Here is a 21,969-nt window from a genome sequence, read left to right on the forward strand (position 1 = left end):
ACGGTCACGATTTTGTCAAATTCTTCTCAAGATTGAACTAGTTGCGGGGAACAATGATCTGGCCGTGCAGACATTGTTCCAGCGGCAAGGCAAAATGCCCACGCTTTCGGATGGCGCGGGTATTTCGTCTTTGTCGACAGGGATCAGGCGACGTTCTGCAGTTCGGCTTTCGGGGTGATCCCAAGGGCGAAGCACACGTCGCGGGTCAGCTCGGGCCGGTTCAGGGTGTAGAAGTGCAGCTTGTCGACGCCGCCCTCCAGCAGGTCCGAACACAGCTCGGTGCAAAGGGCCGTAGCCAGCAGATCCTCGCGGTCATCGCGCAGGGCTTTTTCAAAGGCGTGATCGACCCATTCGGGTATCCGAGTGCCGCAGCGCTGGGCAAAGGCGCGCGCGCCTTTCCAGTTTTCGATCGGCAGGATGCCCGGCACGATCGGCTTGTCGATCCCGGCTTTGGCACAGGCATCGCGGAACCGGAAGAAGGTCTCGGCCTCGAAGAAGAACTGCGTCAGTGCCTCATCGGCGCCCGCGTCCAGCTTGGCCTTTAGCCAGTCGATATCGGTCCGCGTATCCCGTGCTTCGGGGTGAATGTCGGGATAGGCGCCAACGCGAATGCTGAACATCTCGGTTTCTGCGAGGGCCTCAATCAATTCAACAGAGTTTGCAAAACCTTCGGGATGAGGGACAAACCTGTCCTGACCCTTCGGCGGATCGCCACGCAAGGCGACAATATTTTCCACACCGGCACGAGCGAAGGTGTCTGCAATATCCAACGTTTCCTGACGCGAGGCATCGACGCAGGTCAAATGCGCCGCAACCGGCAGGCCCGATGACTTGTGCAAAGTCGCGACTGCATCGCGCGTTAGCTCGCGCGTGGTGCCGCCAGCGCCATAGGTGACCGAAACGAACCGGGGCTCCAGAGGGGCCAGCGTCTGCACCGTATCCCACAGCCGAAATGAGGCCTCCAGCGTTTTGGGTGGAAAAAACTCGAATGAGATTTCAGGTTTGGTCATCGCAGCCTCTCAGGATAAACTGAGGGTCTTGTCGCACGGTACGCATTGTGAGACAAACTCATATTCCTCAAGAACAACATGAGCTCCACTTCACATGCACATCGAATTCCGGCACCTGCGCACCATCAAGGCGATCCATGACTGTGGCGGCCTTGCACGTGCGGCCGATCAGCTGAACATCACCCAATCGGCGCTGAGCCACCAGATAAAGGGGCTGGAGGATCAAGCCGGAGTCGAATTGTTCCTGCGTCGGTCCAAGCCGATGAAGCTGTCGGCGGCGGGTCTGCGTCTGTTGCGGCTGGCCGAGCAGATTCTGCCTCAGGTCGAGGCCGCGCAGCATGAGTTCTCATCCCTGCGCGATGGCCGCACGGGGCGGATGCATATTGCGATTGAATGCCACGCCTGTTTCGAATGGCTATTTCCAGTGTTGGAGGCCTTCCGCAAATCCTGGGGCGATGTCGACGTAGATATCCGCCCTGGCCTCGCATTCGACGCGCTGCCCGCCTTACAGAAGGAGGAGGTCGACCTGGTGGTATCCTCTGACCCCGAAGACCTGCCGGGTGTCGAGTTCGTGGAGTTGTTCGACTATAACCCGGTGTTCGTCGCCGCATCTTCCCATCCGCTGGCCGAGAAAGACTTCATCGAGGCCGAGGATTTTCGCGGTCAGACCCTGATCACCTATCCCGTCGAGCGCACGCGATTGGACGTGTTCAGCCAGTTGTTGATCCCGGCGCGGGTTGAACCAGCCAGCATCCGACAGGTTGAACTGACAGCCGTGATCCTGCTGCTTGTCGCCTCAAATCGGGGGATTTCTGTCCTGCCGGATTGGGTCGTGCGCGAGGTCAAATACAACTCAGACTACGTCACCCGCCCGCTGACAAAAGAAGGGATTACACGTCGTCTCTATGCCGCTGTCCGCACTGAGGATCTGGAAAAACCCTTTGTCCAAGAGCTGGTCAAACTGGCGCGAGACGAGGCGCAGAAGTTGCAGGCGCAGTAACGGCGTTTCGCTAAGGTCTGCTATGCGCATCATTCCTCTTGGCAAGGGCGCATTGCATCAGTATACGCGCGGTTTGACCGGACAGGAGCCTTTTCACAATGGTTGGCAGTGCAAATCTCAACATCATGATCAAAGCCGCGCGCAAGGCGGGGCGGTCTCTGGTCAAGGATTTCCGTGAAGTCGAGAACCTGCAGGTGTCGATGAAAGGCGCGGGCGATTTCGTGTCCAAGGCCGATATCGCCGCTGAAGCCATCCTGAAAGAGGAACTGCTGGGCGCGCGTCCGACCTATGGCTGGCTGGCCGAAGAGGGCGGTGCGATTGACGGCGAGGACCCGACCCGCCGTTGGATCGTCGATCCGCTGGATGGCACAACCAACTTCTTGCACGGGTTGCCGCACTGGGCGATCTCGATCGCGCTGGAACACAAAGGCAAGATCGTCGCCGGTGTGATCTACGACGCCGCCAAGGACGAGATGTTCTTTGCTGAAAAAGGCGAGGGCGCCTGGATGAACGATATGCGCATCCGCGTCTCGGGCCGTCACCGCATGATCGAGTCTGTTTTCTCGACTGGTCTGCCCTTCGGTGGTCGCTCGGATTTGCCTGCCACGCTGCAGGATCTGGCGCGCCTGATGCCGGCATGTGCCGGCGTGCGCCGCTGGGGCGCAGCCGCGCTCGACATGGCTTATGTGGCGGCTGGTCGCTACGAGGGCTTTTGGGAGCGCCGCTTGAACGCATGGGACTTGGCCGCCGGGATCATCATCGTGAAAGAGGCCGGTGGTCTGGTTCAGCCCTTGAACCCCGAAGGCAGCATTCTGGAAGATGGCGAGGTCATCTGCGCCAACGAGCCGATCTTTGACAGCTTTGCCAAGGTCATCCGGGGCTAGATCGCTTTGCGTTTGATTTGAATCGAAAAACGCTGCCTCTCCCTTCGATCGAACGCGCATTTCGACCACTTTGCCTCAGATAAAACGCAAAACGCTTTAAACGCCTTTACCTACGCGGCACGCGCGGGATCCGCGATTGCGAAAGCTTGTATTTCGTCTCGGGGTGAGGCGGGTGACCGTGCGTGCGGTCCCAGTACGCTGGCCCTCCGCGTTTCAGCCAGAGCGGGATGCACAGGATCAGCCCCACGACGAACCCTCCGGTATGGGCCCAATAAGCAACGCCGCCTTCGTTGGGGTTGCTGGAAAGACTGCCGAAAAACTGCAGGGCCAGCCAAACCCCGAGCATCACGAAGGCCGGGATGGTAAAGACCCTGAAATAGACGATCAGGATCAGCAGAATATCCACGCGGGCTTTGGGAAAAAGCAGTAGATACCCGCCCATCACGCCAGCAATCGCTCCGGATGCGCCTATTGTGGGTACTATCGAGTCGGGTGCGGTGATCACATGGATCAGTCCGGCTCCGATCCCGGCGACAAGGTAGAACAGCAGAAAGGGCAGGTGGCCCATTTCGTCTTCCAGATTGTCCCCGAAAATCCACAGAAACAGCATGTTGCCCGCCAGATGCATCCAGCCGCCATGCAGGAACATCGAGGTCACGAAGGTCTCGAGTGCGACCCCTTCGGCGCTACGGGCGGGAATGATCGCGTAGTCGAAATAGAACTGCTGAAGCACCCGTGCGTTGTCCATGATCCCGACATAGCTGACGAAGATCAGGATATTCGCCGCCATCAGGGCGTAGACAACATAGGGCGTGCGCCCCGAGGGGTTGTGATCTCGGATCGGAAACATGGCGCGACGCTGGGCTTTTCCGCGCCCAGCGTCAAGGTCAGGTTATGCCGCACCACCCAACAGCGCCGCATTGCCGCCCGCCGCCGTTGTATCGACGCAGACATGGCGTTCCGCCAAGACCCGCGTGCGATCCGGCAGGCCGGGGATCATGGGCAGGATCGGTCCGTCGCGCCGCGCCAGATGCTGTTCGATCTGACGGGCGGTTTCCTCGTCGCCCCACCAGACAACGCCCGCGAAGCCCGTCAGGTTTTTCAGACGATGCAGGTCGAGCGTGCCCGTTGCCTCAATCGCCGTCCCACCCAAGGCCAGAACCGCATCTGCCTGAGCGCACGCAGCGGTCTCGCCGGGGCCGAGGCACAACAGCGGAGGCCGCGCAAATTCAGATAACCGGTTTGATTCCCCCGTAGGTCCGGGCAGGGTTTGGGTGCGAACCGGGGCCGGTTGCCCTTTCGGCGCAGGCAAATCCGCAGTCGTCTGCCATGTCTCTGAGGTGCTCTGACGATCGGGAGCGCAGAACCGGGCCATGTAGTTCGGCCCGCCCGCCTTGGGGCCTGTTCCCGAAAGCCCCTCGCCTCCGAAGGGTTGAGATCCCACGATGGCGCCGATCTGGTTGCGGTTGACATAGACATTGCCCGCGTGAATCGCCTCGGTCACATGCTGAACCCGGTCGTCGATGCGGGTGTGCAGGCCGAAGGTCAGCCCGTAGCCAGTGGCGTTGATGTCGGCGATCACCGCGTCGATCTCTTGCGCTTTGAAGCGGGCAACGTGCAGAACCGGGCCGAAAATCTCACGCTCAAGGTCCGAGATGCTGCCGATTTCGATCAGGGTCGGGGCAATGAATGTCCCCTCGGGCGGCGTGTTGAGTTCTTTCAGAACGCGCCCTTCTGCACGGGCTTTCGCGACGTGATCTGCGATCCCCTGACGCGCGGCCTCATCAATGACCGGCCCGCAATCGGTCGAGATCTGCCACGGATCTCCGACTTGCAGTGCGTCCATCGCGCCTTTGAGCATGGTCAGCACATCCTCGGCGATATCCGCTTGCAGATAGAGGCAGCGCAGGGCCGAGCAGCGCTGGCCGGCCGACTGAAACGCGCTTTCGATGATGGACTGCACCGCCTGTTCCGGCAGCGCCGTGCTGTCTACGATCATCGCGTTCAATCCGCCCGTCTCGGCGATGAGCGGCGTACCGGGGCGCATGTTCTGCACCATGGCCGACCGGATTTTCAACGCCGTCGCCGTCGATCCGGTGAACGCCACGCCCGAAACGCGCGCGTCGGAGGTCAGCGCAGCCCCGATCTCCGGTCCGCCGGGCAGTAATTGCAATACATCGCAAGGAACTCCGGCTTCATGCAAAAGTTGCACCGCCCGATGCGCGATCAGAGGCGTCTGCGGTGCGGGTTTGGCGAGGACAGCGTTGCCGGTCGCAAGAGCTGCCGAAATCTGTCCGGTGAAGATCGCCAGAGGGAAGTTCCAGGGGCTGATACAGGTGAAAATTCCGGCCGGTTTGGCGTCGGGAATGTTCGCCGCGTAGTAGCGTAGGAAATCCACTGCTTCGCGCAGCTCGGCAACGGCATCGGGCAGGGATTTCCCCGCCTCGCGTGCCAGAAGGGCGAAGAGCTCTCCGAAATGAGCCTCATACAGATCGGCGGCTGCGTTCAGAGCTTTGGCGCGTTGTTCTGCCGGGGCTTGCCATGGGCTGGCCGAGGCCAGGGCAAGCTCCACATCCGCAGTGCTGGTCGGTGCAACTGTGCCAGGCTTGTCCAGCGGTTTGGCCGGGTTAATCACCGGCTTTTCAGCCATGGGTTTCGCGTCCTCGGACAAGAGCGGCCCGGCATGCCACTCGGTTTCTCGAAACCGATCCCGCGCTGCGTCGATCTGGTCCAGCGTTGGTGTGTGGTGCAGATCAACGCCCTTGGAGTTGGGACGCTCGGGCAAAAACAGCTCTGGCCCCGTCGGCAAGTGTGACTGGGGTGTTTCAATTGCGGTGAACGGATCTGCAGCGACCTCTTCCGGTGGCACGGCCTCATCCACAATCTGGTTCACGAAGGAAGAGTTCGCGCCGTTCTCCAGCAGACGCCGAACCAAATAGGCCAGCAAATCCCGATGCGCCCCAACCGGCGCGTAGATGCGGCAGCGGGTTTTGTGCGTGCCCAGAACCAGCCCGTGCAGCGTTTCGCCCATCCCATGCAGACGCTGGAACTCGAATGGCTGCCCCTCGGCCATATGCAGGATGGCGCTGACGGTATGAGCGTTATGCGTGGCAAATTGCGGATAGATCCGGTCGGTCATGCCCAGCAGCTTGCGGGCGTTCGCGATATACGAGATATCGGTCGCGGCCTTATGGGTGAAAACGGGGAAGCCATCGACACCTTCGACCTGCGCGCGCTTGATCTCGGTGTCCCAATAGGCGCCTTTGACCAGCCGCACCATCAGCTTGCGATCATGGCGTTGGGCCATGTCGTAAAGCGTATCCAGAACTAATCCGGCGCGCGGGCCGTAAGCCTGAACCACAATGCCGAACCCATCCCAACCGGCCAAGGCAGGCTCGGCCATGACCTCCTCGATGACTTGCAGGGACAGAGACAGCCGGTCGGCCTCCTCGGCGTCCACGTTCAGGCCCATGCCAGCGGCCTTGGCCAGCAAGGCCAACGCGCGCAGGCGGGGGACAAGCTCATCCATGACCCGCGCCTCCTGCGCCAGTTCATAGCGCGGATGCAGGGCGGACAGCTTGACCGAGATGCCGGGATTGGCGCGGATATCGTCATGGGTGCACGCCTCGGCAATGGCGGCGATGGCGCGCGAATAAGACAGGTGATATCGGGCGGCGTCGGCCTCGGTCCGGGCCGCTTCGCCCAGCATGTCGTAAGAATAAGTGTAGCCCTTGGTCTCCATCCCGCTGGCGCGATCCATGGCCGATTGAATGGTCTCGCCCAGAACGAACTGACGCCCCATCTCCTTCATCGCGCGTCCAACAGCGGTTCGGATGACCGGCTCACCCAGCCGCTTGATCGCCCCGCGGATGGCGCTTACGGGTGAGGCTTTGCCCTCATCCAATACCTTGCCGGTCAGCATCAAGGCCCAGGTCGAGGCGTTGACCAGCGATGATGAGGACTGTCCCAAATGTTTGCCCCAGTCCGAGGGCGCGATCTTGTCTTCGATCAGCGCATCAATCGTATCCGCATCGGGTACTCGCAGCAGCGCCTCGGCCAGGCACATCAGCGCCACGCCTTCGTCGGTGGACAGGCCGTATTCGGCCAGAAACACTTCCATCATGCCGGGCGAAGTGCTGGAGCGGATATCGCGAACCAACTGAGCGGCCGCGTCGCAGATGGCGCGACGGTCCGCCTCGGACAGGGCGGCCTGGTCGGTCAATGTCTGCAGAACGGTCGATTGATCGGCATAGGTGTGGGTGTCGATGGATGTGCGCAGGCTGTGAGACATTGTTCCTCCGGGCGTTTTTGTCAGTATACGCGGATTTTTTCGGGACAACGGACTGAGTTTTGTCATAAACAGGATAAATGAACTGATTTTTGACGGTATTTCGATGCAAATGGACTTTCCGAACCTCGACCGCTTTGATCGCGCGATTCTGCAGGCTCTGGCCGAAGATGGGCGCATCTCGGTCGCGAATTTGGCGCGGCGGATCGGGTTGTCGAAATCGCCGACCCAGGCACGGTTGAAGCGGCTTGAGGCAGATGGGGTGATTACAGGATACCGAGCAATGTTGGATCCGATCCGGTTGGGGCTAGATCACGTGGCCTTTGTCGAGGTGCGCATGACTGACACGCGAGAAAAAGCGCTGGCCGAGTTCAATGCCGCGGTCCGCAAGATCGCGGAGATCGAGCAAGCCCATATGATCGCGTCGAATTTCGACTATCTGCTGAAGGTGCGCACCGGGTCGATGTCGGAATACCGCGCGGTGCTGGCCGAGAAGATCTCGTCTCTGCCGCATGTCGCCAATACCTCGACCTTTGTTGCGATGGAAGCGGTGAAAGAAACCGGTTTGCTGGGTGGCATCGACCGCGAAACTTGACCAAAGCGGATTGTGCGTCACACTTGGTCTATGATCCGCACGTTCATAGCACCTGTCTTTGCCCTTTGGCTTACAACTCCCGCTTTGGCGCAATCCTGCCCGTCTGCACCGGACCATACGGAAGGAATGGGCGCGCTGATTGCACAAATTCAACAGGCCGAGTCGCAGTCCGAGGCGCGCGGGATTTCCAACCAGATGTGGGAGCTGTGGACCGATGCGCCCGACCTGCGCGCTCAGAAGCTATTGGATCGTGGCATGGCGCGGCGCGAGGCATCGGATCTTCTGGGCGCTTTGCAAGAGCTAGATGAACTGGTGGTCTACTGCCCGGACTATGCCGAAGGATACAACCAACGTGCTTTCGTCAATTTCCTGCGGCAAGACTTCCCTTCGGCCTTGGTTGATCTGGATCGGGCGCTGGAGCTATCCCCAAATCACATCGCGGCCATGAGCGGCCGTGCTCTGACGTTGCTGGGTCTGCGACGTCTGGATGAGGCCCGCACCACCCTAAACGCGGCCCTTGAGTTGAACCCATGGCTGTCCGAGCGCGCCCTGCTGGAACCGGGCGGCGCGCTGGAGCCGCCGGGCGAGGATATCTGACAGACCCGCCGCCCCAAGGAAATGCACGCCCGGCGTGATTTCGGTTTTTGATGTCCCTAGACGCTTGGATTAGCCAACCCAAACATTGAGCGGGTATAGCTTATTGGTAAAGCCCCTGCCCTCCAAGCAACAATGATCAGTTTCACTGAGTATCGTGTAGTTGCTATATCTTTCATCCAGTTCAATAATATGTTGCAGCTCGTACCATGTGGTAGCAGTTACTATCATGCTGTTTGCGACAAAAAGCCGATAAGATGCCAAAGCTCGCAGAGACATTCGCACGCAAGGTTCCGCAGACAAAACAGGGCACCGCCAAGCACTGGGATGGCGAGATCAACGGGCTTGTGCTCTTCGTTGGGAAACAGTCAAAGACCTGGTACTTCCTGAAAGACGTTGGGGGCCAAACGCGGCGTGTTTTGATCGGGCGCTACCCGATGATTTCCGCAGATACTGCTCGAGAAACTGCACTGGGATATGCGCTTGACTGGGGCAGGGGAGCGGGCAAGCGTTTTACAGATCGGAGCGCCCACGGTTGAGACGGCCATGGAAACCTATTTGGCACGTCCCGAGCTTCGGTCTGAGGCTCTCCGATCTGGGGTGCGTCAGCAGTTCGAGCTACATTTGAAAGATTGGCTGCGCCTGCCGCTGGATGAGATAACCAAGTCGATGGTGGTTGAGCGTCACAGATCCATGGCGGCAACACCATCCTCCGCAAATCACACATTGAAGTACTTTCGGACGGTCTGGAACCATGCGCGGCGCGTACATGATCTGCAGGAAGGCCCGACGATGGCTATCGATTGGAATGAGGAGCAACCGAACGGTTCGATCATTGAGGACTCGAGCGCATGGCGCCTTGCCGTGGATGAGCTGTACAACCCCATCCATAAGGTTTCCTACGAACTGCTCTTGTTCACAGGCTTCCGCAAAAACCGAGGCACTGACGCTTGTATGGAGGAATATGTACGAAGATCACATCCATCTGCCGATGACTAAGAACGGGCGCAGCTTTAATCTTCCCATCTTACAGTTTCATCACGAGATATTGGCACCTCTGCGAGGTCTGCATCGTCAATGGGTGTTTCCGACGCCCAAATCGCCCAGCGGGCATTTGAAGGGACCTGAACGTCTGCAATGGTCCATTCATTCCCTTCGCCGAACACTTGCGACGGTCGCCATGGAGGCGGGGATATTGGAAGAGATTGTGGGGCGCCTGCTCAATCACACGCCGCTGTCAATCACCGGTCAGCGCTAAGTGAAGCCGTCGCTCGACGCGCTAAGACCAGCAATGGATACAGTGTGCAGTGAACTGAGCGCTCGCCTTGAGCGAGGTCGGAAAGACACTTAGCCGGCAGCATCGAGGGGAAGTCATTTTCGTGTCACAAGGCAAAAAGATAGACCCGTTCAAACCTCTGAGAAAGAAGCTATTGGGAAAGGAACATCGTGCCCAGGGGGCCTTACGAGGAGATTGTACAAGACTATGCCCAAAAATACTTAGAAAGCCCGAAGTTTGATCTGAACGCCGTTCCGGAATTCGTAAGTATGATTTGCTCAGATGGACGCCTAGCGACGGTTCTGGATGGGCACAAATTGCAATGGCATCGTGGACTGGTCTCTTTGTGCAGCCCGGAGGTTGATGGGCAAGTTGGGGCAGCGGCGGACCTGCACTTTGAAGCCAACAATAACTTGTATCGGAGGTGGCACGCGGTCGATGATAATTATGGCCCGCGGTGCGCGTCATCAACCAGCACCAAAACGCAAAACTCTGAATCTTAGGGCGAAAGTCCATGCCCGGGCTTGTACATTCCCGACCGCAAGGCCTTGAGTGATAGCTACGTATCTGATGTGCTTAAGCCATATGCCTTATCAAAAGTTGCAGGCGTTAAGCCAAGGGACCGGCGGGGGAAGTCAAATTTTTCCGCGTGAAACTCTTAAAGGGGGGCAAACCGAATTGGAGCGGAAACCGGTCGTTTTATTCACCCGCAACGGTTCCATAATGGAATGTCAAAAGCAGACGTTCAAAAAAGTATGATCGCCTTTCGCGAGGCTGATTTGTCAACAAATGTGCAGCAATGCGCAGAAAGCGGACTTTGCAAAGTCTAGCTTGAGCCCAAAACGAACGCGCGCTGAATTCAAACGGAATTGACTTTCTCGGTTTTCAGAAAAAGGGGTTGTGAGTTTTCTGCTTTAACTCGGAGTATCCCAAAACATACCAAGGTGGGAGGATTTGTTATGAAAACAGCGGTAGTGACTGGTGCAGCGGGAGGGATGGGGCAAGCCATTTGTCGCCAACTGCGGGCAGATGGGTTCCACGTGTTTGGACTGGACCTCAACGAGGAGGGCCTAGGTGAAACGTCAACTGAGTTAGGTTCGGAATTCACGCCTATCTGCGTTGACTTAACGGATCCCATTGCTATCGCTCATACGTTTGATGGAATTAGGTTAGAGTATGGCGGTCTGGATGCTTTGGTAAACAACGCGGGCACCTGCTTCATGTCTGACTTCCCGCACATTCCGCCCGAGGAACTCGAAAAGCAGATGGCGATAAACTTTAACTCTGCATTCCAATGTTGCCAGCAGGCGGTTCAGTTGATGTTGGAACGCGAAGGCATCAAAAAGATTGTAAATATCTCATCGAATGGAGCTTACAATTTCGATGTGTTCGACCCTCCCCATTACCGGGCGTCAAAAGCGGCGATGGATACACTTACGAAAGACCTTGCCCGTCGATACGCGCAGGAAAAAATCTGTGTAAATTCTCTGGCACCTGCCATGACTGAGACACCGTTGTTCAATGTCTTAACCAAGGACGTCTTGGAGAAAGCCGTTAATGCTATGCCGCATGGCCGCGCGATGCTGCCCGAGCAAATCGCCGCTTGGGTCGGTTTTCTAATTTCGCCGGCTGGTGATGTTTCCAGTGGAAATGTGATTATTCTGAATCAAGGTCGCGACGTCAGATAACTCCTAGGCGCACCGTTGCCTTTATGGAAAATGGTCCGTGGGGTGGGATCAGCTGTAGCCTTCTGGTGCTTTTTTCAGAACAGGCCATTGCTTTGGACAATGCCCATAGATTACGAACGCATCTCGCTCGGATGCCAGACGCATCAACCTGTCTGCGCTGGCAATCGCTGCATCCTCGTCCCAAGACCCGGCAAACTTCTCGTCGATTTCTGCTGGTCGGGAAATCGCATCACTGGTTAGTAAAACCGTCCCCGATGGAAGATCGACCATTACCGCGATCTGGCCAGGCGCATGACCGGGTGCCATCAAAACGAAGATACCTGGCCCAATCTCTACGTCGTCATCAACAACCAGGTAATCCTGATCGGGCCATTCCAAAGGCCGCATTTCGCCCCAGTACAACGGGCGGGGTAAGGCTCGCTCCGCAGCAGAGATAAGAATTGGACTGCTTGGAAAGTCGCCCAGTGCGCCGATATGGTCGATATGGGTGTGCGTACAAATCTGTAGTGTTATGTCTGACGGAAGAAGCCCGAGTTTTGCCAGTTGTGCGCTTGGAAGATTGTCTGGTTCACACTTCAAGACCTCGCCGAACTCGAACAATCGATCTTCTTTGACTGCGGCGTCAGTGGCGGTGGCATATTTTTCGGGGAACCCGGTATCGATGAGTATTGCTTCTCCCAAATCTGTCCGGATCAGAAACCCGCAGATACCAATTATGCGGCCAGTGGAATGAACCTTGAACAGCCCGTAGTCCAAAACCGAAAGGTCAATCGGTCGCCCTTTGACAAATCCCTCTGCTTGCACAGACTATCTCCCTGATTGACTACAAAGATTTTGAGTAGAGCATGAAAGTCAAGATACACACACTCTTTCAGTACCTACTGGATACCACAGAAACGGATCCAGAAGCTTTCGTCGGGTTTTCCTTGTCCGAGTCACCGCGTTTGGGTGAGTTCATCGATGCGCTGGATCCAGCGCTGCCGTTGGATTGGAACCAAAAGAGTTTTCGGGGTCTGCCTGCTTTACGACGACATGTCTTGGACCGCGCCGGCTTGTCTGATGTTTGCAAGCCAGACGACGTTCTGATCACCGCCGGCGCAGCAGAAGCCAATTATCTTGCATTCATGCAATCGGTCCAACCGGGCGACGAAGTCGTAACGGAACGCCCGGGTTGGCCACAAGCGGGTGTATTGGCAGAGGCGGTTGGCGCGAGGCTAAAAGTTGTCGACCGTGAAGAGAGTGCTGGATGGGTATTGCCGCTCGACAAAGTTGAGGCCGCAGTAACGGAACGCACTCGACTAATCTTTATAACCAACCCCAATAACCCCTCCGGGCAGTTGATGACACAAGCAGAGCTGGAAAGGCTTGTCCAAATCGCAGATCGTGTAGGTGCATGGCTGGTTGTTGACGAGGTTTACGCAGGATTGGAGTGGGACGGGTCCCGCGCGCCTTCGACTGCCGGTCTGTATTCTAGGGGTATCACGACTGGCAGCGTTTCCAAGGCACTGGGGCTCCAGGGGCTACGCACCGGCTGGATGATATGCCGTGATCCCGATCTGATTTGGGACGCTATTATTCTGCGGGAAAACTCGAGCGAAATTATGAATATTCTCGGCGAAGTCATTGCCGAAATCGCTTTGAGGCCTGACCGATACAATCAGGTTATAAAAGCTGCACGGGCAGCTGGGATGAAAACGCTGGAACGCCTGGATAGGTTTGTTGCCGATCAGCCCAACCTCGATTGGGTCAAACCTCAGGCTGGATTAATTGGTTTGGCACGGCTCGATGGGATTGATGGCGACGTGTTCGCCAAACGCTTGCTCGCTGATCCCTATCGGACGTTTCTCTTACCGGGCTCGTCTTACGGGATGCAGAACCACATCCGACTGGGTGTGGGGGGAGGTGTTGCTGCCAACCTCGACCTTGGCCTACAGCGCACGGGCGAACTGTTGGCGAACTGGTAGAGTTAGGACACTCATTTCGGCTTCTCAGCCTGCAACGCCGGTCAAAAAGTGCTGCCCGATCAAAGCTGACATTGAGCGTCTTGATGGTGCAAGTTCACCCGCCGTGTGCTGGAAGCTTTTCCGCTAGAATAGCGCTGGTTGCGCGCTAGTTCGAAAATGGAACAACCGATTCATAAAAAAGGTTCGAAATGACAGGTTGGACAACTGAAAACGTCCAAGACTATCCGCGACCACCAGCGCTGCGGGTAGTACCCCATCGTGTGCGGATCGAGCTCGGCGGTCAAACCATCGTGGAGATCGATCATGCGTTTCAGGTTCTCGAAATCCGTCACGCACCAACTTAATGTATTCCGCCGCAAGACGTTGATACCGTTCTGACAAAGGCCTCGGGTAGCCGCAAAGACCTACAAGATTTCATTCAGCACGGCATCGAAGCCTAGAAAGGCAAGATCGCTGGTTTGTGTTGGACCGACTTAGCAGGGGTTCGCTGACGCATAGTGACTGTGCGTTCTCGCTAGTGGCGAGCAGTTGCCCGACCTCCCATCTTTGGCCTGAAAGGAGACAACCGATGCTCGATACATATACCATTCGCCAAGACGACATGCCTCAAGAGATGCGGTTTCTCTTGAAGCAATACCCCCGCGACAGCTGGGAAGCCCATCCGGGTTTCAAAGAAAAAACCAAACATTGGCTCGGTGCGCATGAGATGTTCCGCCGTGTGGCAGAACGTATTCGACTGGATACAGAGAAGCTGTTGAGCAGTGACATGGGGTTGGACGACTACGTGGGGCGGCTGTCCTACTATGGCCGCAACCTAGTCGGGAATCTGCATGGCCATCACGGCTGGGAAGATCGCAGCTATTTCCCTGAATTGTCTGCTGCGGACCCTCGTTTTGATGCGGGGCTTGAGTTGCTGGAACAGGATCACTTCGATCTGGATAAGGTGCTGAGTGACTTCACCCGCACGGCGAACCGTGTGATCAAGCTATCCGCACTTGATAAGGCGCAAGCTTACGACGAAGGCGGACAGCTCCATGCGACGAACAACACGATTGAAGCGTTCCTTAAACGGCATCTCAGCGATGAAGAAGAATTGGCTGTGCCAATCATCTTGCATCATCGGCTCAGAGGATGATGCTGAAGTCATGACCGACACGTCTACCGAAGAAGACCAAACTGATATCAACAAGCGCCGCGCACGGGGTGAATTCGTGCGCGGTGTCAGCGGCTTTCGCCACGCTATTGGCGATCCTGTGTTTCCGACAGAACCTGATCGCTATCACCTTTTCGTAGCACTGAATTGTCCGTGGTGTCACAGAGTGACGCTGGCGCGAAATGTGTTGGGCCTTCAAAACAGCATCACGATGGACGTTGCATTTCCAAACCGCACTGGCGACGACGATCCAGAGGCGCCAAACCTGTGGGAGTTTGCACCTAATCGGATTGCATCGCTCACAGGTGAGACTTTGCCAGAATGCACGAGCGAGACCGGCACCGGCAAAGGACTGCGCCTTGCCAAAGAGATCTATCGTGCCGAAGGCTCTGAAGAGCAATCCCTTCCAATCCTGTATGACAAGATTGCAGGGCGCATTGTTAACAACGAAAGCGCTGAAATTGTCCGAATGCTGGACGCTGCGGCGGATTCACTTGGCAGCACAATCCCGGCGGCTGAACGCGTTAGGCTTTACCCAGACGAAGTGCCGCGTCACCAAATTCACGACCTGAACGAACGAATATATACAGCGATTAACAATGGTGCTTACAAGGCCGGGTTTTCGTCTGATCAAACGATCTATGAAACAGCTTTTGACGGCTATTTCGAGACACTCGAATATTTGGAGGAACATCTCTCAGACGGTAGGCCCTATTTGACAGGCAACCACTTTTCAGAAGCAGATCTTCGCCTGTTCCCAACTCTCTATCGTCACGATCCGGTCTACTATGTGCGGATGAAACTTAATGGTGCCCGAATCCTGGATTACCCATACTTGTGGCGGTGGCTGTGCCGTGTATACGCGTTGCCCGGAATTGCCGAAGCAGGGTCTCTTGTACACTGCCTCCAGGGTTATTTTGGACGCAGTTGGAATGGCGTCGTGCCCAATGGGCCTTTCAAGCCAATGTCGTACCCAGAGGCCTATCGCCACCCTGAACTCGCAACACTGTAGGCCTCGTCAAATTGTATTTGGGAGGCCTAACTTCGAAAACAAACGTTTCTGTTTTGGACTACGGGAGCATTTTTCCTCCGCATTTCTTAACCTGCAAAGTTTAGTTGCAAATGTCCGGTTTGGTCTGCCGCCCGGTCATTAATGTGAAAAGTAGCGAAAGGCGGCAACGAGCCCAAAATGGCAAATGCCGCACAATGTGTTTACTGGTGGGCACCACGCAATGCTGTCCTTAAAGTGACAACGGACGGTTCAAAGCTGCCGCTCATCGTTTTTCAGATCCTACATGTGATCAAATTGCATCATACAAAAGGCCATTCAGAAGTTTGTTAACACATCGTTAATTGGAACATCAAAAAGCCATCATTTTTTTGCCTCTGGCATGTGCGCGGAGAGTTCCGCGCAAAAAAAACGGTAGTGGTTTCCAAACCACCCTTAAGTGGTGAACAAGATGTTTCGAGTATGCGGTTTGAACCGTAGAGCGTGCCGTCATGCGGCGGCGCTTTCCAAAGCACAGCCCAATAACAACCATCGGGTTAGACCTACCTTATTTTGCGTCTTCGCGGTTCCGGTTGCGGCCGGTTCAATAGGTTTGGGGGCAATGATCGGAGTGGCAACTCCTTTAAGTGCGCAAACGGTTGTTCCTCCGTCAAACGGTCCGTGCACTGTTGCGGGTGACGTCGCCACCTGCACGGGAGATGTTTCGTCGGGTGTCCAGGCAAGCGGACCCACAATCGAAACGCTCAATATCAATAGTGTTACTGCACCTGGAATTGCACCTGGCGGTGGAACCGACGGCGTTGCCTTTGCCACACCATCAGGGAACGCAACCCTTAGTATCCAGACGAATGGAACCGGCGGCATTGTTACCACGGGCAATGGCGCGGATGGGATTGTTGTAGATGCAAACGGCGCCGGGGAAGTTTCGATCACTTCGACCGGCGACATTGCAACAAACGGACGGCGCTCCTTTGGTATTCGATCCGAACTTGAGGGTGACGGCACCGTTTCGGTGAACTCGACTGGCAACGTTACAACATCCGGACGCAGCCGAAGCGTCGGAATCGGCGTCACTCAACAAGGTGGTGATGGCAACGTGTCAGTAGTATCAGATGGTCGGATCAACACATCGGGCAGCCGTTCAGACGGAATTAACGCCAATCAAGACGGTGGAGACGGCGCGGTATCGGTCAACTCAGTGGGCGACATCAGCACAGCTGGAAGTCGGTCTACAGGCATCACCGCTCTTCAGAGTGGTGGCGAAGGGGATGTCTCGGTGGTGTCGGATGGCAATATCTCGACGGAAGCTAACAACTCTGGCGGGATAGTTGGACAGCAAAGCGATGACGATGGCGATATCGCGATCCAATCGACGGGAAATATCACAACAGAAGGCAACAACTCGAATGCCATCTTGGCGCGCCAAAATGGCGGCGAGGGGAATATTACCGTTGAATCCGAGGGCGACCTCTCGACTACCCGTAGAAACGCCCGCGGGATATTTGCCCGGCAAGACAATGACGATGGATTTATAACAATCCGTTCGACCGGAAACATCACGACGGCCGGGAATAACGCTGATGGTATCTTGGCGCGTCAAAATGGCGGCGACGGGGATATCACCGTAGAATCCGAGGGCGACCTCTCGACTACCGGAAACAACGCCCGAGGGATCTTTGCCCGGCAAGACGACGGTGACGGCTCTATCACAATCCGTTCGTCAGGAGACATCACGACGGCCGGGAACAATGCGGATGGCATATTTGCCCGCCAAAGGGGCGGAGAGGGAGATATCAATGTCACCTCGTCGGGCGACATTTCGTCCGCACGGGACGGCATCCGTGCGCTTGTGACCAATGACGGCGATATTTCCATATCGAACCGAGGCGATGTCAGAGGTGAAGCAGCAGGCGACGGCATCAACGCAACGGTAAATGGCGTGGGTGACGTCGTCATCGACAGCTCCGGGAATGTTACCGGCAGGGATTATGGGATCTACGGTGCAGCCAATGGAACGGGCAACGTAACGATCACCTCTAACGGCAACATTTCGGCTGATGAAGAACATGCGATCTTCGCAAACGCAGAGGACGGGAATGTAACCGTCGATGCGACGGGCGATATCGAGTCCCGCGACAGTGATGCGATTGATGTGGAAACCGGCAGCCCCGGAGGCGTGATCGACGTGATAGTGGCGGGCAATATCTCTGGCAGCGCTATTGGCATTGACGCAGACGCCGAGGATTCCGGCGATATCAGTATTCAGGTCACGGGCAATATTCGCGCTGGTTCGGATGACGGTATCGAGGCTGAAGTTGATGGAGACGGCAATATCTCGATCACGATGAATGGCGATATCGATGCTAGCGAACACGGGATCCGCAGTTTTGTGGCCGGTGACGGAAACATCTCGGTTGAAACGTCTGGCGAAATAGCGGCTGAAAACATTGACGGCATCAACGCGGAAATTGACGGAAGCGGTGATATTGCCATTTCGGCAACCGGCACCATCGATGCCGAAGTTGACGGAATCTTTGCCCATGTGACCGGCAACGGAAACATACGCATTACAAATTCCGCATCCATAACCGCCAGAAACGACGAGGGAATTGACGCCGAAATCTTCGGAGACGGCGATGTCTTCATAGAAAACTCGGGTCAGGTAACCTCTCGCGAAGACGATGCGATTGAAGTGGATGTCGAAGGAAGTGGCAACGTCAGCATTGAAAACTCTGCCCGGCTTACCGCCGATTCCGACGCGATCGACATTGAGCTAAACGGTGACGGCAACGCGAGGGTCACCAACAGCGGGGCGTTGCGTTCGCTGGACAATAACGGGATCGAAGTGGACGTAGATGGAATGGGTTCGATCACCATTTTGAACACAGGAAACATTGATGCGTTCGAATACGGTATCGAAGTCGAAGATCGTGACAACAATGCCGCCGCAACCATCACAAACTCGGCTCGCATCACCGGTCGCGAAGGCTTTTCCATCGTATTCGGCGGGGACGGGAACGACACGTTGACGCTCGAACCCGGCTCAGCCCTGACCGGTTCGGTCGATTTCGGCAATGGCAATGATGGCATGGGGGGCACGAACCCGAATGACATTGACACGCTGAATTTTGCGCCCGGGGTGAATGCGGTTGTCAACTTTGCCGATGCATCGGGTAGCGATAGTGATCTTGCGTCCGCCCCCGAAGTCGTCAATTTCGATGGTACAGGCGTTTTGATCAACAATGGCCTCACGGCGGTTTCGGTGGATACGACAGGATTTGTGGCCCAAGGCACCTTTATCAGCGATCTGACCGACGCAGTGTTCAATACGATTGAAACCGCCAGCCCCTATGACTTTGGCTCATCCGATGGTCAGGTCAGCAGGAATCTGAGTCCTTTCGGGTATGCCGAACAGGATGGTGGTCCCTATGTTTGGGGTTCAGCCTTCGGCGGAGATCGCGATGTTGAAGAAGAAGGCTCAAGTCTTGGTTTCAGCCATAGAATGTACGGTTTTGTGGTTGGCGCTGAAACGAATGAGTTCATCGGAAACAGCGATTTTGGTGTTCTTGTTGGCTACGACGATAGCCGCATCTCGCTGGATCAGGATGCAGGTGATACTGATATCAAGTCATATTTTGGCGGTGTTTATCTCGAAAGGGACTACGGACAATATCGCATCAACGCAGCTCTCCTTGCTGGCATAACCGACAATGAAGTGACTCGAAACGTTGATGGCGGCGAAGCGCAAGGCGATTTTGATGGGACGTTCGTTGCTCCATCGCTTTCGATCTCGGCCCCCATCAACGCTTTGCCAATACCTGCCTTCTTCAGTGCTCGCGCAAGCTATGTATTTCTGAAGCTTGACGAGTATACCGAAACAGGAACCGCGTTTCCTCTAACGGTCGAAGATCGGAACGTTTCAGTCTTCAACTCGCGGGCGCAATTGAACTTCCCTCGCCTCTACGAGGGTGCAAATGGATCGAGCACCTACCTGAACTGGGCAGTCGGAATTGACGCAACTTTCGATGCAGGGTCCGACGATGTAGACGCGATCGTAGCGGCGACGCCCTTTTCTTTCGTAGCGTCTACAGAAGATGCCGCTGCTGGGTTTCTTGGCTTTAAGCTTGAACATATTTCTGCAGATGGAAATAGGTCGGTAGGCTTCAGCGGTGAATTTCAATCAACCTTTGGTGGTGGATCCAGTATTGTTGGAGAACTCACAGCTTCCATAAGGTTTTGAACCTATGGAGGGCTTCTCACTTGGTCGATTGTTGTTGCCGAAAAGCCTTTTCAATCGGGCTGGCTTCCCAACCATGGGAGCGCCCGTTTCGTTTCGTCAGGCGTGATCAAGAGATCTCCATTCACGATATCAGAGGGATTTTTTGTGTATAGGTAGCTAGCCGAAAACTTCGTCGCAAAGGTCGATTTGCGCCTGCTGCCAAATGGACTGGCATCTGCAGCGAATGTCCGCTTGCCGACGTCTTGAGGTTTTTCGTGGCATTCACGAATTGCTGAAAGCTGCCGTAAGGTCATGCGCTGCGAAATCACACTTTGTCCGCAGAGTGGTCATTCGACTCAACTCTTTCCAATGTCTGCTCTGCGGACAAAGCGCCAAATCGCGAGAATTGCACCAAGTTCAGCTTTGAGTACTTAACTCGTCCAAGCGGTCGATTGTTTATTTGATGATAGGTGTTGTTTTGTGTTCAGACAATTCGATGTCTCTCAGGACGTTTTCTTTGATTTATTAGTCGCCAAGAAGACGCCAAATCCAGCGACAACCATCCCAACCCAAGCAATCGGCGGCATAACTTCTCCGAGGACCAGCCAAGCAACAGCTGCCGCTCCCGGTGGGACTAGAAAAAAGAGCGCGGAAACTTTCGACACTTCCCCGGCGCGGATCATGGCAAGCAACAAGCCAACGGCGATGAGTGAACTTGCAATGATGAGATAGACCAGCGACGCAAAAAGCTGCCAAGTCCAAGTGATCTGCATGGTTTCAAAGGCGACCATGAATGGCGCAACCCCTAGCAAACCCGCTGTAAACCCGACCAAATTTGCAGTGACAGGATGGTGCGAAACTCCGAAGCGCTTCTCCCACAAGGTTCCGCCGGTAATGCCGATCAGGGCGAGTGCGGCGAAAAGAAAACCAACGAGTGGTGGCGTAGCAACCTCGGACATTGCCGTAATGACAAGAACCGCCCCCGTCAGGCCAAGGGCCAATCCGGCCCATTGCCGCCAGCTCACACTTTCACCTGCCCAACGCGGCGCGATCAGGCTGGTCAGAATGGGCTGCATAGCGAGGATAAGGGCCAGTGTTCCAACCGATAAACCTGCATTAAACGACATGTAGCACATGCCAAAATACATCGCCTGCAGTAGAAAACCAACGATGGCCAAGTGCATCCACTCTTTAGATGATTTTGGCAGCGGTGGGCGCAGGATTGCAAACAACCCGGCCATAATTACCACTACACAGGCAAAGCGCAGTGCTAGGAAAGTCATCGGCTCTATATAGCCGAGACCGAACTTGGCACCGACATAGCCGGTTGACCACACCGCCACAAATATACCTGGTGCAAAAATAAGCCATGTGGGCCGGTCGGCGGACAAGAAAAATACCCTCGGCAAGTGTTGGTGTCGGACATCAGGCAACATTCACGCGAACTCTGAAATACACTGAGCATGGAAATAGTGAAAATGAAATGGTTTAGCAGACATCTATCTTGCCATATCGAGTGACAAGAAATTCTCCGCTACCTAAATGGTGGCAGTATGGAATTTTCGATCATTGGACCGCAGGAGTTGTTAATACCGTCAGTTTTACCAGTCAGCTCTTTAAGAACTTCGGGCGTGTGAGAAACTGGCCTAGGTGGTCGAAAAAGCATCGCTCAGGAAAGCAAACGCCTTTGAATATACGCCAGGTGCCTCGGATTCACGTGGTCCGGCTACGTTGAGAACCGAAGGCTTGATCGATGAGACCCATTGCCGAACCCGCTCAGTTTCTAGACGGTTTTTATCTGCAAGCGCGATACGCAAAACCGGTTTTCCTACCTCAATTGCGACTTGATGAGTATAGTTCGTGCCGGGGCTTTCTGATCCATCAGTTAGAATAAGCGTAGCGTCGCTTGAAATGACGTTGAGTCGGGTTCTGACGTCTGGTTCAGCCGACGGTGCCTCCGTCAACCCTAAGTATCGTTCGGAAATGCGGCCAGCTTCGTTGATTCGACCTTTGGGAACCCAGCCGCCGTAGCTCAAACCGCGTTGGATAGCGAACTCAAGTGCAGCCAAGTCTACGCCAGTTTGCCCACCCGATACGATTTTCACGGTAACCTTCCTGCTGGATCCGACTTCTCACCTTCGCCAGACCGAACAATTTGCGTTTCGTTCGAATTTAAGGGCTCCAGCAGTTCGAATGCGTCATCCGCGTTGCCATCCATCCATTGCTCATAGTCCTCCGGCTTGAGGATGACGGGCATTCTCCGTGGGTGTATGGGCTTTACCAGTTCAT

General features: G+C 55.7%; 19 protein-coding genes. 12 read left to right on the plus strand and 7 right to left on the minus strand.

From position 1 onward, the window contains the following. Positions 1-143: 143 nt before the first annotated feature. On the minus strand, positions 144-1,010 hold the full coding sequence (metF, locus tag ACR0KL_RS13750) for a methylenetetrahydrofolate reductase [NAD(P)H] (protein WP_170680433.1): 867 nt from the start codon (positions 1,008-1,010) through the stop codon (positions 144-146). A gap of 94 nt (positions 1,011-1,104) precedes the next feature. On the opposite strand from metF, the gene ACR0KL_RS13755 reads away from it, so the two are divergent. Next, positions 1,105-2,010 (plus strand): LysR family transcriptional regulator, encoded by a 906-nt coding sequence (locus ACR0KL_RS13755; RefSeq protein ID WP_170680435.1) that lies wholly within the window; start codon positions 1,105-1,107, stop codon positions 2,008-2,010. A gap of 98 nt (positions 2,011-2,108) precedes the next feature. Then, complete coding sequence (locus ACR0KL_RS13760; protein ID WP_170680437.1) at positions 2,109-2,894, plus strand: inositol monophosphatase family protein; 786 nt, start codon at positions 2,109-2,111, stop codon at positions 2,892-2,894. 106 nt (positions 2,895-3,000) lie between these two features. On the opposite strand, the gene ACR0KL_RS13765 is transcribed toward ACR0KL_RS13760, so the two are convergent. Together ACR0KL_RS13765 and putA are read right to left on the minus strand one after the other, a co-directional pair. Continuing rightward, positions 3,001-3,744 carry a rhomboid family intramembrane serine protease gene (locus ACR0KL_RS13765; RefSeq protein ID WP_480777159.1) on the minus strand — a complete coding sequence of 248 codons (744 nt, stop codon included), beginning with the start codon at positions 3,742-3,744 and terminating at the stop codon, positions 3,001-3,003. Positions 3,745-3,786: 42 nt separating this feature from the next. Further along, positions 3,787-7,185 (minus strand): bifunctional proline dehydrogenase/L-glutamate gamma-semialdehyde dehydrogenase PutA, encoded by a 3,399-nt coding sequence (gene putA, locus ACR0KL_RS13770; RefSeq protein ID WP_170680442.1) that lies wholly within the window; start codon positions 7,183-7,185, stop codon positions 3,787-3,789. 103 nt (positions 7,186-7,288) lie between these two features. On the opposite strand from putA, the gene ACR0KL_RS13775 reads away from it, so the two are divergent. The 6 genes from ACR0KL_RS13775 (at position 7,289) to ACR0KL_RS13800 (ending at position 11,335) form a co-directional block, all read left to right on the plus strand. Continuing rightward, on the plus strand, positions 7,289-7,777 hold the full coding sequence (locus ACR0KL_RS13775; protein ID WP_170680457.1) for an Lrp/AsnC ligand binding domain-containing protein: 489 nt from the start codon (positions 7,289-7,291) through the stop codon (positions 7,775-7,777). 30 nt (positions 7,778-7,807) lie between these two features. Beyond that, the gene (locus tag ACR0KL_RS13780) at positions 7,808-8,374 is read left to right on the plus strand and encodes a tetratricopeptide repeat protein (protein WP_170680460.1); all 567 of its coding nucleotides are present in this window, start codon (positions 7,808-7,810) and stop codon (positions 8,372-8,374) included. Positions 8,375-8,628: 254 nt separating this feature from the next. Then, positions 8,629-8,910, plus strand: a complete 282-nt coding sequence (locus ACR0KL_RS13785) for an Arm DNA-binding domain-containing protein (RefSeq protein WP_480555294.1) — start codon at positions 8,629-8,631, stop codon at positions 8,908-8,910. Between the two features lie 7 nt (positions 8,911-8,917). Next, positions 8,918-9,370, plus strand: a complete 453-nt coding sequence (locus ACR0KL_RS13790) for a hypothetical protein (RefSeq protein WP_480777160.1) — start codon at positions 8,918-8,920, stop codon at positions 9,368-9,370. Then, positions 9,336-9,629, plus strand: a complete 294-nt coding sequence (locus ACR0KL_RS13795; protein ID WP_480555292.1) for a site-specific integrase — start codon at positions 9,336-9,338, stop codon at positions 9,627-9,629. Before ACR0KL_RS13790 ends, ACR0KL_RS13795 begins: the two co-directional genes overlap by 35 nt. 977 nt (positions 9,630-10,606) lie before the next feature. Next, positions 10,607-11,335, plus strand: coding sequence for an SDR family oxidoreductase (locus tag ACR0KL_RS13800; RefSeq protein ID WP_170555808.1), 729 nt, complete (start codon positions 10,607-10,609; stop codon positions 11,333-11,335). 48 nt (positions 11,336-11,383) lie between these two features. Here the strand turns inward: ACR0KL_RS13800 and ACR0KL_RS13805 are convergent, their stop codons facing one another. Next, positions 11,384-12,139: an N-acyl homoserine lactonase family protein gene (locus ACR0KL_RS13805; RefSeq protein ID WP_170680462.1), complete on the minus strand. Its 756-nt coding sequence runs from the start codon at positions 12,137-12,139 to the stop codon at positions 11,384-11,386. Between the two features lie 41 nt (positions 12,140-12,180). Here ACR0KL_RS13805 and ACR0KL_RS13810 point away from each other — a divergent pair, with 41 nt between their 5' ends. The 4 genes from ACR0KL_RS13810 to ACR0KL_RS13825 all read left to right on the plus strand — a co-directional run bounded on the left by ACR0KL_RS13810 (position 12,181) and on the right by ACR0KL_RS13825 (position 19,701). Further along, positions 12,181-13,299: a pyridoxal phosphate-dependent aminotransferase gene (locus ACR0KL_RS13810; protein WP_170680465.1), complete on the plus strand. Its 1,119-nt coding sequence runs from the start codon at positions 12,181-12,183 to the stop codon at positions 13,297-13,299. A gap of 568 nt (positions 13,300-13,867) precedes the next feature. After that, positions 13,868-14,434, plus strand: coding sequence for a hemerythrin domain-containing protein (locus tag ACR0KL_RS13815; RefSeq protein WP_170680467.1), 567 nt, complete (start codon positions 13,868-13,870; stop codon positions 14,432-14,434). Next, a complete protein-coding gene (locus tag ACR0KL_RS13820) occupies positions 14,382-15,464 on the plus strand; it encodes a glutathione S-transferase C-terminal domain-containing protein (protein WP_480555290.1) in 1,083 nt (360 codons plus the stop codon). Before ACR0KL_RS13815 ends, ACR0KL_RS13820 begins: the two co-directional genes overlap by 53 nt. A gap of 598 nt (positions 15,465-16,062) precedes the next feature. Continuing rightward, complete coding sequence (locus ACR0KL_RS13825; protein WP_480777161.1) at positions 16,063-19,701, plus strand: autotransporter domain-containing protein; 3,639 nt, start codon at positions 16,063-16,065, stop codon at positions 19,699-19,701. A 482-nt stretch (positions 19,702-20,183) separates the two neighbouring features. Here ACR0KL_RS13825 and ACR0KL_RS13830 read toward each other — a convergent pair whose 3' ends face one another. The 3 genes from ACR0KL_RS13830 to ACR0KL_RS13840 all read right to left on the minus strand — a co-directional run. Further along, on the minus strand, positions 20,184-21,071 hold the full coding sequence (locus tag ACR0KL_RS13830; protein ID WP_170637369.1) for a DMT family transporter: 888 nt from the start codon (positions 21,069-21,071) through the stop codon (positions 20,184-20,186). Positions 21,072-21,326: 255 nt separating this feature from the next. After that, positions 21,327-21,785 (minus strand): putative molybdenum carrier protein, encoded by a 459-nt coding sequence (locus ACR0KL_RS13835; RefSeq protein WP_170680478.1) that lies wholly within the window; start codon positions 21,783-21,785, stop codon positions 21,327-21,329. Next, the coding region (locus tag ACR0KL_RS13840) for an SOS response-associated peptidase family protein (RefSeq protein ID WP_480777162.1) at positions 21,782-21,969 on the minus strand (188 nt) is incomplete at its 5' end. The genes ACR0KL_RS13835 and ACR0KL_RS13840, both read right to left, overlap by 4 nt.

The organism is Ruegeria sp. C8 (assembly GCF_056537565.1).